Consider the following 15,560-nt stretch of genomic DNA (forward strand, 5'->3'; position numbering starts at 1 on the left):
TGGCAGGACCGCGGCGATACCGAGGTGACATGCGGCCCAAGGGAGTGATTGCAGCCGGGCATCCGCTCAGCGCGGAGGCGGCGGCGCAGATACTGGAGGCGGGCGGCAACGCCTTCGATGCCGCGATCGCGGCCTTCTTCGCCGCCTGTGTCTGCGAGCCGGTGCTGGCCTCGCCGGCCGGTGGCGGCTTTCTGCTGGCGGCTTGTGCCGATGGCAGCGAGACCCTGTTCGACTTCTTCGTGCAGACACCGCTGGCCCCCGCTGCCGGTCGTGAGCTGGACTTCTATCCCATCCGTGCCGACTTCGGCAGTGCCCGCCAGGAATTCCACATCGGACTCGGCGCCGTCGCCACGCCGGGCTGCGTGCATGGCCTGTTCGATGCCCATGCCCGGCTCTGCCGGCTGCCGATGACGCGGCTGGTCGAGCTGGCGGTCGCCCTGGCACGCGGGGGTGTGCGGGTGAACGCCCTGCAGGCAAGGGTGTTCGAGATCGTCAGCCCCATCTACAGGGCCGACGAGGCGGTACGCGGCCTGTTCGCCGGCAGCGCGGCCTCCGGTCTGGTCGGCGAGGGCGACCTTCTGCGCCTGCCGCAGCTGGCCGACAGCCTGGAATGGCTGGCAGAGGAGGGCGCCGGGCTGTTCTATAGCGGCGAGATCGGCCGGCGTATCGTCGAGCTGTGCCGGCATGGCGGCCTGCTGACCGCCGAAGACCTCCACAGCTATCGCAGCCTGCGGCGTGAACCGCTGCGTCTCGACTACCGCGGCCACCGGCTGATCACCAATCCGCCACCGTCCTCCGGCGGCCTGCTGATCGCCTTCGCCCTGCGCCTGCTGGAAGACATCGATGCCGGGGCGGTGAGCGAGGCCGACTGGCTGCAGCAGTTGGCCCGGGTCATGCACCTCACCGGGGAGGCACGGCTCGATGCCGAGCGCCGGGGGCTCGGCCTCGAGGCCGGGAGCCTGCTCGATACGGCCTTCCTCGACCGCTACCGGAGCGAACTGCAGGGCCGGCCCGGAGCACGTCGCGGCACCACCCATGTCAGCGTCATCGATGCGGCCGGCAACCTGGCCGGCCTCAGTGTCAGCAACGGCGAGGGCTGCGGCCGGCTGATCCCGGACACCGGCATCATGCTCAACAACATGCTTGGCGAGCAGGATCTCAACCCTCACGGCTTCCACGCCTGGCCGCCGGGACAGCGCATGACCTCGATGATGGCACCGACCCTCCTCGACAGCCCGGACGGCCGCCGGCTGGTGCTGGGCTCCGGCGGCTCCAACCGCATCCGCAGCGCCATCCTCCAGGTGTTGGTCAACCTCGTGGATCTCGGGCTGCCGCTGCCAGAGGCCATCGAGCGGCCACGCATCCACCTGGAGGACGAGCTGCTCAACGTCGAGGCCGGCCTGCCGGAGGCGGCCGTCGCCAGGCTGTTCGAGCACTGGCCACGGCATCGGCTCTGGCCCCAGCGCAGCCTGTTCTTTGGCGGCGTGCACGCCGCCCTGCTGGAGGCGGACAGGCTGAGCGGCTGGGGCGACCCGCGCCGCGGCGGCGTGGTGCGGCTGGTCTGAGGGACGCCATGATCGTCCTCTTCAACAAACCCTTCCGGGTACTGTCCCAGTTCAGCCGCGAGGGCAGCGACAAGCAGACGCTGGCCGATTTCATCCCCATTCCCGGCATCTATCCCGCCGGACGGCTCGACTACGACAGCGAGGGCCTGCTGCTGCTCACCGACGACGGGCGGCTGCAGCACCGCCTCAGCGATCCACGCCACGGCAAGCGCAAGACCTACTGGGTGCAGGTCGAGGGCGAACCGACGGAGGCCGCGTTGGAGCGGCTGCGCCGGGGCGTGCGCCTGAAGGACGGGCTGACCCGGCCTGCCGGGGTGCGGCGCATCGAGGCGCCGCCGGTGTGGCCACGCCAGCCGCCGATCCGAGAGCGGCGCGCCATCCCCACCTGCTGGCTGGAGATAACCCTCAGCGAGGGACGCAACCGCCAGGTGCGGCGCATGACCGCCCACATCGGCCACCCGACACTGCGCCTGATCCGCTACCGCATCGGCGACTGGACCCTGGACGGCCTGGGCAGCGGCGAATACCGGATCGTCGACCCACGACGCTGCCGCCGACCCGCCCCGGGCAGACCAGCCGGAGGCAGACGCTAGCAGCCTGTCGGACTCAGGACTGATCTACTGCGCGGGTGGGAGAGCGGCCCGAATCTCCCCGATTCCTCGTTGCGTAGTGCCAACTATGCGCCTCGAAATCGTGAAGATTCGTTCTCGTTCTCCCACCCTGCTCGCTACGATCGCCCAAGTCCGACAGGCTGCTAGCCCGGATATTGCACCAAGGCGGCGCGCATGATCAGCGTGCAGGCTGGTAAACAGATCGGGAACGCGTAACCCGGCTTTGGCCTGTTCGATTGGCCCCGGGCATTGCCCGCCGTGGATCCCCCGATCGCGGCCTGGAGGCCGCTCCTACGACAACACATTGTGCCGCCATGCCCCGTAGGAGCGGCCTCCAGGCCGCGATCGAGGCGCAAGGGGTAGCGGGCAGGAGAGGAAAACGCCGTAGATCAGTCCCCGGGTTCGCCGGACAGCAAGCTTGACAGGGCAGGGAAGACGGGCGTACTAAACAGGATAGGAACAGGCATCGACAGGAGTCCGGCATGACAGCGAACGCGAACGACGACGAACTGGCCGCCCTGCGCGCCGACTTCGAGGCCCTGCGCAAGGACCTGTCCGAGCTGAGTGCCAGCTTCAAGGCCTTCCTCGAATCCCAGGCTGCGGCCGGCCAAGAATCCCCGGCGGCCGCCGACACCGGCGGAGAAACGGCCGGGGAAGACACCGGCGAGGCGACTGGCCGCGAGGAATGGGAGGAATTCCGCCGCAAGCTGGACGAGGCGCGCGCCCACGGCGAACAGGCCGTGGAGGATCTGGGCGAGGAAGTGGCCCGCCATCCCCTGGCCAGTGTGGCACTCGCCTTCGGCATCGGTTACCTGGCCGCCCGCATCCTTCACCTCAAATAGGCCGGCGCATGAAGACCACCCTTTCCGATCTGGTGATTGCCTTTCTCGACCTGCTCGAGGCCGAGGGCCGCACCCTGCGTGACAGCGCACTGCGCCTGGGCTGGGGCCTGGGTCTGGTGCTGCTGGCCATGCTCACCGGCCTGGTGGCCATGGGCTTCTTTCTCTGGGGCCTGTATCAGTACACCCTGGCCTGGCTCAGCCCGCCAGCCGCGGCCATGCTCATGGCCCTGCTGGCCCTGATCCTCGCCCTGTTGATCGGCCGCCTGGCAATGCGATGCAACCGCTGAACCGCGAACAGGCCCGGGCCCGCTTCCGGGCCACCCTCGAGGGGCGCCATGTGCCACGCCGGGATCTCGGCCTGGACGAGGCCAAGGCGCGCCTGCGTGCGGTGGACGAGGATCTCGACATCGGGCCGGTGCTCGCCTACCTCTCCCAGGGCCGGCGCCGTGAGGCCCTGCTGGCCCTGGCCGCCTGGCTGGGCACCGACAGCGGCCGGGCCTTCGTCGCGCCGCTGCTCATGCGACTCCTGCCGCTCGGCTACCGGCTGCTCGGCATGCTGCGCGGCGCGGGCCGGGACGCGGCCAAGGCCGGAGCCGCCATGGCCGGTAAACCACCCCGCAACTGAGACCGATCCGGTTGCGCCCCCCTTCCGGCAGGGTATGATGGCAGCCAACGAGGGGAGGGCATCCATGCGCGGCAGGTTGATCACCGTCGAGGGCGGCGAGGGCGTCGGAAAGACAACCAATCTCAATTACATAAGAGATCTTATTGAGAAATCGGGCAAGATCGTGCGCAGCACCCGCGAGCCAGGCGGCACACCGCTGGGCGAACGCATTCGCGAGCTGCTGCTCGACCCCGCCGAGCAGGGCATGGCCGCCGACTGCGAACTGCTGCTGATGTTCGCCGCCCGGGCCGAACACCTGGACAAGCTGATCTGCCCAGCACTGGCGGCCGGGGAATGGGTGCTCTGCGACCGCTTCACCGACGCCACCTATGCCTACCAGGGGGGCGGCCGGGGGCTGTCGAAACAGCGCATCATCGAGCTGGAGCAGATGGTTCAGGGCGACTTGCGCCCAGATCTTACCCTGTTACTGGACGTTCCCGTCGAGATCGGCCTGAAGCGTGCTGGCGAACGCAGCCGGCCCGACCGTTTCGAACAGGAGGCATACGATTTCTTCGAACGGGTCCGGGCAGCCTACTTGGAACGCGCCGCGGCGGAACCGGGACGTTTTCGCATCATCGACGCCAGCCAGCCGCTAGCCGCCGTGCAGGCACAGATACGCGAGGCGCTGGCGCCGTTGCTCCAGGCTGGCGCGGCAGCCTGAGCCCCGCCTCTCAGCGCTGGCCCGTGAAGCGAAACAACATCAAGTTTGCCGGATAATTTACTGAATATATGAACGAAGCCCTCTATCCATGGCTCCACGCCACCTGGCAACGGCTGCAGGCGCAGCGCCGGGCCGGGCGGCTCGGCCATGCGCTGCTGCTGCACGGGCCGGGTGGTCTTGGCAAGGCACGCCTGGCACGGGCCTTCGCCGAGTCGCTGCTCTGCGAGACACCGGATGCCGACGGCTTCGCCTGCGGCCGCTGCACCGCCTGCCAACTGCTGGCGGCCGGCACCCATCCGGACCTGCTCCAGGTCGGACCGCCGGAAGGTAAATCCGTCATCGCCATCGACAGCATCCGCGAACTGAGTGCCCGCCTGGCGATGACCAGCCATGCCGGCGGCTACCAGGCCTGCCTGCTGCAGCCGGCCGAGGCGATGAACAGCGCCGCGGCCAACAGTCTGCTAAAGACCCTGGAGGAACCCACCGATAACACGGTATTGCTGCTGATCACCGAACAACCGGCGCGACTGCCGGCCACCATCCGCAGCCGCTGCCAGATGCTGCGCCTCAGCCCGCCCGACAGCAGCGAGGCCGTCGCCTGGCTGCAGGCGCAATGTCCGGAGGAGGCGGCAGACCGGCTGCTCGAGCTGGCGGACGGCGCCCCGCTCAAGGCCCTGCAGCTGGCCGAGGCCGGGGTGCTGGAGGACCGCGAGCAATGGCTGCAGCAGCTCAGCGGCATCCGCGCCGGCCAGCTCGACCCGTTGCAGGTGGCGGCCGACTGGGCGCAAGACGAGACGCTGCGCCCCCTGCACTGGTTCGGACGCTGGCTGATGGACATGATCCGCCTGCGCAGCGGCGCGGCCTGGCGCCTCGGCAACGAGGACCAGCGCGGCCTTCTCGAAGGGCTGGCACGGGATCTTGAACCGCGCCAGCTGTTTGCCCTGCTGGACCAGGCCTGGGAGGCGCTGCGCCTGCTGCCGACCAGCGTCAACCGCCAGCTGCTGATGGAAGACCTACTCATACGCTGGGCACGCACTGCCCGCAACCGACCCTGAAGGAGGTGTCGCGGTGAAGCCAGGAAGACAAGGCATTCTCTCACTGAGCATCAAGGACAAGGGTGCGCTCTATGCCGCCTACATGCCCTTCGTCAAGAACGGCGGCCTGTTCATCCCCACCAACAAGAGCTACCAGCTCGGCGACGAGGTGTTCATGCTGCTGACGCTGATGGACGAGGGGGAGAAGCTGCCGGTCGCCGGCCGCATCATCTGGACCACCCCCAAGGGCGCTCAGGGCTCACGCGCCACCGGCATCGGCGTGCAGTTCAGCGACCAGGACGGCGGCAACGCCCGCAACAAGATCGAGACCTACCTGGCCGGCGCCTTGCAGGCCGAACGACCGACCCACACCATGTAGCGGCGCCAGCGCCGGGCTTGTGCCAGGCGACGCGGCCCATTACCCTGACAGCCCTTTTTCAGCCAGGGCACCCAGCATGCTCGTCGATTCCCATTGCCATCTCGACCGCCTCGACCTCGACCCCGCGGCGGGCGGTCTCGACGCGGTCCTCGAGCGGGCACGCGAGGCCGGTGTCGGACACCTGCTCTGTGTCGCCATCAACCTCGATGCCTATCCGGCCATGCGCCGTCTGGTCGAGGGACGCGATATGGTCTCGGTCTCTGTCGGCGTGCATCCCTCGGAGAGCGACGACGGCGGCCTGGACAGCGACACCCTGGTCCGGCTCGGCAGCGATCCAGCGGTGGTCGCCATCGGCGAAACCGGCCTCGACTACTACTATGGCAAGGAGCCCGAACAGCGCGAACGGCAGCAGGCGCGTTTCCGCACCCATATCGCCGCCGCCCGGACGCTGGACAAGCCGCTCATCGTGCACACCCGCGATGCGCGCAAGGACACCCTGGACATCATCGAGGCGGAGGGCGGCGGCGAGACCCGCGGCGTGCTGCACTGCTTCACCGAGGACTGGACGATGGCGCGCCGCGCCCTCGACCTCGGCCTGTACATCTCCTTTTCCGGCATCGTCACCTTCCGCAATGCCGAGGCGCTGCGCGAGGTGGCCCGCCGGGTCCCGGCCGATCGCCTGCTGGTGGAGACCGATGCCCCCTACCTGGCCCCGGTTCCGAAGCGTGGCAAACCCAATGAGCCGGCCTATGTGCGCTACGTCGCCGCGACGCTGGCCGATATCCGCCAGCAGCCTCTGGAAGAGCTGGCTAAGATCACCAGCGACAATTTCTTCCGCCTGTTCCGCGACGCCGCCCACCGAGGTGCGGCGAGCGGCCAACCCGCCTAGCCCGGATATTGCACCAAGGCGGCGCGCATGAATGGGGTTCGTGCTGTAATACAGGGACAATATGGCCATGAAAGGCCCCTTGGGCGGGTTACAGTTTGTGCCTGTACGATTGACTCCGAGCATCGCGGCCTGGAGGCCGCTCCTACGGGGCGTGGCGGCACAATATGTTGTAGGAGCGGTCTCCAGGCCGCGATCCCCGGCGGTTCCAGCCTCGCCCTGAGCATCGGATCCTTGGTGCAATATCCGGGCTAAAGTTCCTCCGCTGCAGGCCGCCAGCCTGCCATAACCCTTGTCTGCCAGCGTTCGGATGGCAGCATTCCCGGCCACGGATGGAGCATGCGCCAGCGGCCAACACCGCGGGCCGTCCATGCCCTGGCCGATCACAGCCGAGGTATCGTCATGGAACGCCGCCGTTCCCCCCGCACGCGGGTGGACATAGAAGTGGAGCTGCGCGATCCCGCCGGGGAATACCGCGGCATCGCCTGCGACATCAGCCAGACCGGCCTCTACGTGGAGTTCGGCGAGGGCGCCCGCCCGGCTTCCCGCGAGGCCCTGCAGATCAAGTTCAGCATCTGGACCGGCAGCCAGCTGCTGACCCGCCAGACCCGCGGCCATGTGGTACGCAGCACGGACAGTGGCCTGGCCATCCGTTTCTCGGACGAGGACATGGTCAGCCAGGCGGTGGTCAATGAGCTCATCCACTACATGACCGGCAACGCTGCCGCCGGCAGCAGCCTGGGTGACAGCCTGTTCGCAGACTCCACCACCCCCGCCTGAGGCTCAGTGCCCGGCGTACATGGCCTCGATGTCCTCCGCGAGGCGTGCCTCGATACGGCTGCGGCGCAGTTTCAGGGTCGGGGTAATGAGGCCGTCCTCGATGTCCCAGGGTTCGAGGTAGCAGGTGACGCGACGAATCTGGGCATAGCCCGGGAACTGCTGGATATGCCCCGCCACCCGTTCCAGCATCAGCCTGGTGAAGTAGTCGTCCTTCAGCAGCGTCGGGGCGTTCACATCCAGGCCCAGGCGCTGCGCTTCCTCCGTCAGCTGTTGCGGATTGAGCACCAGCAGGGCACTGAGATAGGGCCGGCCGTCACCGACCACCATTACCTGCTCGAACAGCGGATCCAGGCCAATGGCCATCTCCATGTCGGCCGGCGGGATCTTCTCGCCGGTGGAGAGCACGATGATCTCTTTCAGACGCCCGGTGATGAAGATGTGCCCCTCGGCGTCGATCCGTGCCTGATCGCCGGTATGCAACCAGCCATCGGCGTCGATCACCTCCGCCGTGGCCTGCGGATCCTGCCAATAGCCGAGCATCACCCCCGGACTGCGCACCAGCAACTCGTCCTTGTCGCCGATCAGCACCTCGACACCCTGCAGCGGCTTGCCGACACTGGCCGGCAGATTGTCCTCGAGGCTGTTGCCGGATACCACCGGGCTGGTCTCGGTCAGACCGTAGCCCTGCAGCAGCGGCAGGCCCAGACCGATGAACAGCCGCGCCACCTCGGGCGAAAGGGCCGCGCCGCCACAGACCGCCAGGCGCAATCGGCCACCGAGCCGGTCCATCACCTTCCGGGCGACCAGGCGATCGAACAGCGGCCAGGAGAGCAGGGCGGGCGACCAGGAGGCACGGCCCTGGGCACGCTCGAAACGCTGCCAGCCGACCGCCACCGTGGCCGCGAACAGACGACGCGCAAGGGGTGACTTCTTTTCCAGGCCGGCGTGGATCCGGCCATGGACGCGCTCGAAGATGCGCGGCACCGAGACGAGCAGGGTCGGCCGCTGAGTGCGCAGATCCTCAGCCAGCTCAGGTACCGAGCGGTTGTAGACGATCCCGGCGCCGCACATCATCGGCAGGTAATAGCCGACGGTGCGCTCGAAGGTGTGCGACAGGGGCAGGAAGGAGAGGAACAGATCGTCGGCGCCGACCGGCGCCTGGCGCTGAGAGGCGTGTGCGTTCCAGAGGATGTTGTGATGGCTGAGCATCACCCCCTTGGGCCGTCCCGTGGTGCCCGAGGTGTAGACGATGGTGGCCAGTGCCTCGGGGCCGCCCGGCGGCAGGCGCAGCTCACCCTCGGCTGCCGCCGGCAACCAGTCGTCCAGCAGCATGAGGCGTGCATCCGTCCAGCTGTCCAACGGACCCAGGCTGAGGATGCGCTGCAGAAAACCGAGCCGGTCGTGCACCGGCCGCAGGGCCTGCCAGTGCGGCTCGCCGCCGAGCAACAGCAGCTTGACCCCGGCGTTCTGCAGGATGTAGGCGAGGTTCTCTGCCCGGTCATCGGCATAGAGCGGCACCACCACCAGGCCGAGTCCCAGTGCCGCCTGCTCGAACATCACCCATTCCCGGCAGTTGCGCAGCAGGATGGCGACCCGCTCGCCAGGGACGAGGCCCTCCTGCTCCAGCGCCGCCTGGCAGCGGATGACGTCGGCCGCCATGCGCGCCCAGTTGTAATCCCGCCAGCGACCGCCGGCAGGGTCGTACTGGCGATAAGCCAGGGCCTGCGGCGAACGCCGCACGCGTTCGCGGAACAGGCCGGGCAGGGTGCCCGCCACCTCGGGGGAGATCACATCCGGTTTCACGCCTGCACCACTCCTTCCATCCCGCTACGGAGTAGAACGCAGGGCACCAGGCGCGTCAAACCGGCGCGTGCCCGTCACTCAGAGGCAGGCCAGGGCACGATCCAGCGCCGCCCAGGGAGTATAGAAATGCGGCGACAGGCGCACACCACCGCCGCGCAGGGCACACTGCACTCCGGCCTCGCGCAGCCGCCCGTACACGACCTCGGCAGTCTCCCGCAGCGGACGGAAGGTGACGATGCCGGCCCGCCTGGCCGGATCGGATGGCGTCAGCAGCGCATAGCGGTCGGCATGGCCCTGCAGCCATTCGATCAGATGCAGGCTGCGCGCCGCCAGTTCGGCCGCTACCTGTTGCAGGCCAACCGTCTCCAGCAATCCCAGGCTGGCATGCAGGGCATGGATGCCGAGCATGTTCGGGCTACCGCACTCGAAGCGGCGGGCACTCGCTGCCGGCTGCCAGTCGAGGCGGTCGAAGTCGCCGGCCTGTTCCACCATGTGCCAGCCGTACTGGTGCAGCTGCAGGCGTTCGATATGCTCGGCGCGACACCAGAACAGGGCCAGCCCCTCCGGGCCGAGCAACCACTTGTGGCCATCGGCGACCACGAAATCGGCATGACAGGCCTGGGCATCGAAGGGCAGGGCACCCAGGCTCTGGATGGCATCGATGCAGAACAGGACCCCCTGCCGGGCGCAGGCGTCGCCAAGCCGGGGCAGATCGTGCCGCAGACCACTGGCATACTGCACCGAGCTGACCGACAGCAACCGGGTGCGGCTGTCGATGCGCTGCAGCAGAGCCGCCTCGGGATCCTCGACACTGAGGTCGGCATAACGGACCTCGACGCCGTAACGCTGCAGGGATTCCCAGACGATGCGGTTGGAAGGGAATTCCTGCTGGCCAACGACCAGATTGTCGCCCGGCCGCCAGTCGAGGCCATGGGCGACCACCGACAGGCCCTCGGAGGTGCTCTTCAGCAGGGCGATCTCGTCGCTGGAGGCGGCGCGAACCAGACGGGCCATCTGTTCGCGCAGGGCCTGTTCGGTCTGCAGCCACTGCGGGTAGCCGGCCGACCCCTGGCGGGCATTCTCCTCGGCGAAACGGCAGACCGCCTCCCGGGTGCAGCGCGGCCAGGGCGAGACGGCGGCGTGGTTGAGATAGCTGATGGCCGGATCGAGATCGAAGGCCTGTTCGACGTCCATCTGCGCCTACCTCCGCCTGCTGCGCCTGACACGGCTGCGCACACAGCTTAGACCGGAACGGGCGACGGCCTCCTTGAGGACATCGATCACCTGCGGCCGCGGGAAGCTGGCCCGCCAGGCCAGGGCCACCTTACGCTTCGGCACCGGACTGGCGAAGCGGCGGATCACCAGCAGGCGCTGAGAATAGCGGTCCGCGCCGGCCGCGGTGCAGGGCAGCACGGTCAGCCCCATGCCACTGGCGACCATGTGACGGATGGTCTCCAGCGAACCACCCTCGACGGTGAAGGCCAGCCCCTCGTCCTGCAGGCTGCGGCTGGCACAGGCCGGGCAGGCCTCGATGACCTGGTCACGAAAACAGTGGCCGCTGCCGAGCATCAGCACCGGCTCCGTCTCCAGATCGCGGGACCGCAGCGTTTTGCGCGCCGTCAGCGGATGCGCGGCCGGCAGCAGGACGACAAAGGGTTCCTCGTAGAGGGTCAGGGTGAGGATGTTGGGCTCGGAAAAGGGCAGGGAGATGACGATCACGTCCAGCTCGCCCCGCCTCAGCTTCTCGGCCAGGACCGCGGTGAAGTTCTCCTCCACCACCAGCGGCATCTGCGGCGCCAGCTCGGCCAGATTGGGTACCAGCTCCGGAAACAGATAGGGACCGATGGTATAGATGGCGCCGATGCGCAAGGGGCCGGAGAGCGGATCGCGACCCTGCTGTGCCGCCTGGCGCACCGCCTCGATCGACTCCAGCGCCTGCTGCGCCTGTTCCACCACCCGCTCACCGACCGGCGTGATGCGCACCTCGTGCCCGGCCCGTTCGAACAGAGGCACACCCAGCTCCGCCTCCAGCTTCTTGATCGCCACACTGAGCGTCGGCTGGGTCACGAAACAGGCCGCCGCGGCCCGCCCGAAATGGCGTTCACGGGCCAGGGCCACGACATAACGGAGTTCGGGAATATTCATGAATGGTTGATTCCTTGATGCCCAGGGTATTAGAGCAGCAATGGCAGGCATGTGCCAGACAGAGGACAGCGCGTGCAAGTTCACCAGGGAATATCCGCCCCGCCATCTTTTCGGTACGATAGGGATTCGACGATAATAACTCCTTTGGGTCGGCACGCGACTCTTGCATATATATTTTTTTGAGGAGCTGCGTGCGTACCTGCACAAATACCAGTTGACCTGACCCGACAGCAAAGAGGCGGCCTGATGAAGATTTCCACCATCCTTGACCACATCGACAACGGTCATATGGCGCTGCCGGAGTTTCAGCGGGGATATGTCTGGAACCGGGACCAGGTGCGGAGCCTGTTCGATTCCCTCTATCGGCGCCATCCCGTGGGTGGTTTGCTGGTCTGGGCCACGGAATCTAGGAGTGCGGCACACCGGGGCGACGGCCCGGTCGCCACCGGGGTAGTGAAGCTGCTGCTCGACGGCCAGCAGCGGATGACTTCGCTCTATGGTGTCGTGCGCGGAATTCCGCCAAAGTTCTTCGATGGCAACACCCAGGCCTTCATTGGCTTGCGATTCCACCTAGAGGAAGAACAGTTTGCCTTTTACCAGCCCATCAAGATGAAGGACGATCCGCTGTGGATCGACGTGACCGAGCTGATGCGCAAGGGGTCTGCCGGGCTGGGTGATTTCATCGCTACGCTGAGTGCGGATCCGGCACTAGCTCCGAGGATTGGTGAGTATGCCGGGCGCCTCAGCCAGTTGCTGGGCATTACCGAGATCGACCTGCATGTCGAGGAAATCACCGGTGAGGACAAGACGCTGGACGTAGTGGTGGACATCTTCAACCGTGTCAATAGTGGCGGCACCAAGCTTTCCAAGGGTGATCTGGCGCTGGCCAAAATTTGCGCCGATTGGCCGGACGCCCGGGATACCATGAAGGCGGAACTTCGCCGTTGGGCCAAGGCCGACTATCACTTCACCCTGGACTGGCTGTTACGCTCCATGAACACGGTGCTGACGGGTGAGGCCAAGTTCCAACACCTGCACGACAAGACGGCGGAAGAGGTGCAGGAGGGCCTGAAGCGCGCCGTCAGGCATGTTGATGCCTGCCTGAACCTGATCGCCAACCGGCTGGGTCTTGATCACGACCGGGTATTCTTCGGCCGCTTCGCCGTGCCGGTGATGGTGCGTTTCATCGATCAACTGGGAGGCAAACTCGACGAAAAGACCCGTGACAAGCTTCTGTTTTGGTTCGTACAAGCCGGCATGTGGGGCCGGTTCTCCGGATCTACGGAATCGATCATCGACCAGGACCTGGCTACTCTGGAGGGGTTGGAGGGAAACCGCCTGGACATGCTGCTCGAGCAGATGCGGTTGTGGCATGGCGGTAGCATGCGTGTCGAGCCCGCGCATTTCACTGGCTGGAGTCTCGGGGCCCGGTTCTACCCTGTGCTATACATGATTACTCGCATGGGAGAGGCCCGGGACTGGGGCACCGGCTTGCCGCTCAAGGCCGACCTGCTTGGCAAGATGAGCCGCCTGGAGGTCCATCACATCTTTCCCAAAGCCCAGCTCTACAAGCGGGGTTTCAAACGGTCGGAAGTGAACGCCCTGGCCAACTACTGTTTCCTGACCAAGGACACCAATCTCGGCATCAGCGACCGGCTACCGGAGGAATACTTTCCTGAGATCGAGGCTGCACATCCAGGCGCCTTGGCCACCCAGTGGATCCCGATGGATCCGCAACTCTGGAAAATCCAGAACTACCGGGAATTCCTCGCTGCGCGCAAGGTATTACTTGCCGAAGAAGTAAATCGCATACTTGATACGCTCCTGCATGGCGACAGGCGATGGCTAGAGGGCCAGGCACCCATCGAATCGCCGGTACCAGAGATCATCGGCGGAATTGGAAGCGAGGAAGAGGAAGAACAGCTCGAGGCATTGAACAATTGGGTGGAGTCGCAAGGATTTCCCAGGGGCGAACTGGCCTACGATTTTGCCGATCCGGAAAGCGGGGAACAGAAGGCCGTCTTCGATCTGGCCTGGCCGAATGGTATCCAGGCGGAACTTACCGAACCTGTAGCCGTGCTGCTGAACGAGGAAAAAGATGTCATCGCCCTGGCGAGTCAGGCCGGGTTCCGTTGCTTCACATCGGTCGGTAACTTCCAGGCCTATGTGAACCAGCAGGTAATGGGTGTTGCCGAGGGGGCTTGATTGCTTTGCGAATCGCCCGACAAGGGAAGTCGCCTCCATGCGCACGCAACAGCTGTATGAGGCTTGTCGCACCGCGCAGGATCCATGCACGCCTAATAGAGCGACGCCTTTTATTTAACATAATATACATTATGCGAACCAACGTCGCCGCCGCTGGTGGAAGGCGCTGGCCGACCTGCCACTGGTGGCCCTGGGCCTATGGATGCCGCCCCTGTGCCCGATACGCCCGGGGGACAAGGACTTCACGGGGGAATCATGACGTTTCGGGAACTTTCGCCGGCAGAATTCCGCCAGGCGCTCTACCGCATTCACCACACGACACGCTGCACCACGCTGCGCCGCTGGCTACACGGCCGCGCACGCATCCCCTGTAAAGTCATAGCCGTTAGCTATGGCTTGAGGAGGATCACCCAGGATGCGCAGCCAGAGTCGGCCTGACATCGAATAGGCACAAACCGTAATAGGGCCCGTAACAGGGCACAATTGCTCGCACCGGGGATGAATTACGCTTTCAAGGCCGCCTTCGTGCAATAGGCGGGTTAGTGGATTTCTCGATCGTCCTGCGATTCCTGCGGCTCCGGTGTCTGTTTGATCACCAGATCCAGAACCGCCGGCTGGTCGCTGCCCAGGATCGGAAATTCGGCCGCGAGCAGCGATTCTTCGGCATGCGGGCTTTCCATGACCTCCACCCGAAGCAGATAGGGGATATCCGGTCGTATTCTGTTGCCCGGATAGCTCAACGAAAAACTGAACGGCTGTTCACGAATCGGCAGAAAACCACTGTCCGCCAGCTCGACGCCATCCTCGTCCATGATCCGTAGCCGGACGTAGAGGCCGCTGGCCTCGCGCTGATTCAGGTAGACCCTCAGCCGGCCGTTGACGGCCTGCGCGGCGGGGTCACCCGCCCCGCCCGGCTGATGGCAGGCCGCCGTGAGCAGCAGCATGGCATAGAGGCCGAGTTCGCTCAGGCGACGCAAAGCGTTCACACGAGGATTCCCGAAGGCTGAAAACGAAGATTCCCGCCGCAGCGGGAATCCTCGTCGACGGACCAGAACTCGGCATTGCCCATCAGGCGCGTCTTCTGGCGATGGCCAGCAAGCCGATCATCCCCGAGCCGAACAGCCAGACGGCGGCCGGCACCGGCACCACGGTGGTCTCCCAGCCGATATCGCTCAGGGCCGCAACATCGAGATCGGTGAAGCGCTTGCGCGAACCCACCAGCAGGGTGGGATCCATGGCCGCTTCCTGGGCGAGACCGTCGACCATGCCCTGGGTTCCCTCCGCCCAGTGCCCCGAGTCCTCGAGCGGCACGTTGCCACCGTACACAGCCGTCGCCGCCGGGCCGGTGAAGTCGGAACCGACGATCAGGTTGTCCCAGGAATCGGCCGTGCCGATGCCGAACAGATGCCCCAGCTCGTGCAGGGCCACGGAGTAGAAATCGTTGCCCGAGAAGGATTCCAGGGTGCTGGGATCGGTATCGAAATACCAGCTGGTATCGGTATTGAAGGTGATGGCACCACCCCAGGGGGCAAAATCGGTGGCGCTCGCCCCCAGGGTATCGCCCTGCTCCCCGCGGGTCACTGCGTTGTCGACGAAGGACGTGGTACCGGAGACTGCGAAGCCGCCGGGGCCACCGATACCCAGCGTGCCGCTGCCCAGCGAGCGGCCGCCTGCAAACACCGTGAGGGTATCGGCTGCCACGCTGAAATTGGGCAGGGTGACCAGCGTCCCCGTCGCCGGATCATTGAATTTTGCCTGGAAGTCGTTGCCGCCACCGGAGGCGATCGCCGTCAGGTCGTCCTGGATGATGCCTTCGAAGAAGCTGCCCGCCGCCTGCAGGACCGATTTGCTGGTCGGGTCACTGAAGAAATTGTTCGTGTCGTAGCTGAAGTCGAAATTGATACTGATGGCAGCCGCCTGCTGGGTAGCAGCGCCCATCAACCCTGCCAGCAGCAGTCCGGAAAGTCCCTTGTTCATGTTTTTTC

General features: G+C 66.0%; 16 protein-coding genes. 11 read left to right on the forward strand and 5 right to left on the reverse strand.

Going from position 1 to position 15,560, the window contains the following annotated elements; translation table 11 throughout:
- Nucleotides 1-29 precede the first annotated feature (29 nt).
- From QVG61_RS06905 to QVG61_RS06950, 10 genes are all read left to right on the forward strand, one after another.
- Nucleotides 30-1,565: a gamma-glutamyltransferase gene (locus QVG61_RS06905; protein WP_289929878.1), complete on the forward strand. Its 1,536-nt coding sequence runs from the start codon at nt 30-32 to the stop codon at nt 1,563-1,565.
- A gap of 8 nt (nt 1,566-1,573) precedes the next feature.
- Nucleotides 1,574-2,158, forward strand: a complete 585-nt coding sequence (locus tag QVG61_RS06910; RefSeq protein WP_289929879.1) for a pseudouridine synthase — start codon at nt 1,574-1,576, stop codon at nt 2,156-2,158.
- Nucleotides 2,159-2,658: 500 nt separating this feature from the next.
- Complete coding sequence (locus QVG61_RS06915; RefSeq protein ID WP_289929880.1) at nt 2,659-3,018, forward strand: hypothetical protein; 360 nt, start codon at nt 2,659-2,661, stop codon at nt 3,016-3,018.
- Nucleotides 3,019-3,026: 8 nt separating this feature from the next.
- Complete coding sequence (locus QVG61_RS06920) at nt 3,027-3,305, forward strand: hypothetical protein (RefSeq protein ID WP_289929881.1); 279 nt, start codon at nt 3,027-3,029, stop codon at nt 3,303-3,305.
- Nucleotides 3,293-3,643: a hypothetical protein gene (locus QVG61_RS06925; RefSeq protein WP_289929882.1), complete on the forward strand. Its 351-nt coding sequence runs from the start codon at nt 3,293-3,295 to the stop codon at nt 3,641-3,643. Before QVG61_RS06920 ends, QVG61_RS06925 begins: the two co-directional genes overlap by 13 nt.
- Nucleotides 3,644-3,707: 64 nt before the next feature.
- Nucleotides 3,708-4,343 (forward strand): dTMP kinase, encoded by a 636-nt coding sequence (gene tmk, locus QVG61_RS06930; protein WP_289929883.1) that lies wholly within the window; start codon nt 3,708-3,710, stop codon nt 4,341-4,343.
- A 68-nt stretch (nt 4,344-4,411) separates the two neighbouring features.
- Nucleotides 4,412-5,398, forward strand: a complete 987-nt coding sequence (locus QVG61_RS06935; RefSeq protein WP_289929884.1) for a DNA polymerase III subunit delta' — start codon at nt 4,412-4,414, stop codon at nt 5,396-5,398.
- A gap of 13 nt (nt 5,399-5,411) precedes the next feature.
- Complete coding sequence (locus QVG61_RS06940) at nt 5,412-5,756, forward strand: PilZ domain-containing protein (protein WP_289929885.1); 345 nt, start codon at nt 5,412-5,414, stop codon at nt 5,754-5,756.
- Between the two features lie 76 nt (nt 5,757-5,832).
- Nucleotides 5,833-6,645, forward strand: a complete 813-nt coding sequence (locus QVG61_RS06945; RefSeq protein WP_289929886.1) for a TatD family hydrolase — start codon at nt 5,833-5,835, stop codon at nt 6,643-6,645.
- A 336-nt stretch (nt 6,646-6,981) separates the two neighbouring features.
- Complete coding sequence (locus tag QVG61_RS06950) at nt 6,982-7,422, forward strand: PilZ domain-containing protein (RefSeq protein WP_289929887.1); 441 nt, start codon at nt 6,982-6,984, stop codon at nt 7,420-7,422.
- A 3-nt stretch (nt 7,423-7,425) separates the two neighbouring features.
- Here the strand turns inward: QVG61_RS06950 and QVG61_RS06955 are convergent, their stop codons facing one another.
- The 3 genes from QVG61_RS06955 to QVG61_RS06965 all read right to left on the reverse strand — a co-directional run bounded on the left by QVG61_RS06955 (nt 7,426) and on the right by QVG61_RS06965 (nt 11,370).
- The gene (locus QVG61_RS06955) at nt 7,426-9,225 is read right to left on the reverse strand and encodes a long-chain fatty acid--CoA ligase (protein ID WP_289929888.1); all 1,800 of its coding nucleotides are present in this window, start codon (nt 9,223-9,225) and stop codon (nt 7,426-7,428) included.
- Between the two features lie 78 nt (nt 9,226-9,303).
- Entirely contained in the window at nt 9,304-10,419 is a 1,116-nt protein-coding gene (locus QVG61_RS06960; RefSeq protein WP_289929889.1) for an aminotransferase class V-fold PLP-dependent enzyme, read from the reverse strand.
- A gap of 6 nt (nt 10,420-10,425) precedes the next feature.
- Complete coding sequence (locus tag QVG61_RS06965) at nt 10,426-11,370, reverse strand: hydrogen peroxide-inducible genes activator (protein WP_289929890.1); 945 nt, start codon at nt 11,368-11,370, stop codon at nt 10,426-10,428.
- Between the two features lie 246 nt (nt 11,371-11,616).
- Between QVG61_RS06965 and QVG61_RS06970 the strand changes: the two genes are divergently transcribed.
- The gene (locus QVG61_RS06970; protein ID WP_289929891.1) at nt 11,617-13,575 is read left to right on the forward strand and encodes a DUF262 domain-containing protein; all 1,959 of its coding nucleotides are present in this window, start codon (nt 11,617-11,619) and stop codon (nt 13,573-13,575) included.
- 539 nt (nt 13,576-14,114) lie between these two features.
- On the opposite strand, the gene QVG61_RS06975 is transcribed toward QVG61_RS06970, so the two are convergent.
- A complete protein-coding gene (locus QVG61_RS06975) occupies nt 14,115-14,519 on the reverse strand; it encodes a hypothetical protein (protein WP_289929892.1) in 405 nt (134 codons plus the stop codon).
- Between the two features lie 124 nt (nt 14,520-14,643).
- On the reverse strand, nt 14,644-15,552 hold the full coding sequence (locus QVG61_RS06980; RefSeq protein WP_289929893.1) for a matrixin family metalloprotease: 909 nt from the start codon (nt 15,550-15,552) through the stop codon (nt 14,644-14,646).
- Nucleotides 15,553-15,560: the final 8 nt, after the last annotated feature.

It is taken from the genome of Thiohalobacter sp. IOR34, assembly GCF_030406045.1.
Taxonomy (GTDB): Bacteria; Pseudomonadota; Gammaproteobacteria; order Thiohalobacterales; family Thiohalobacteraceae.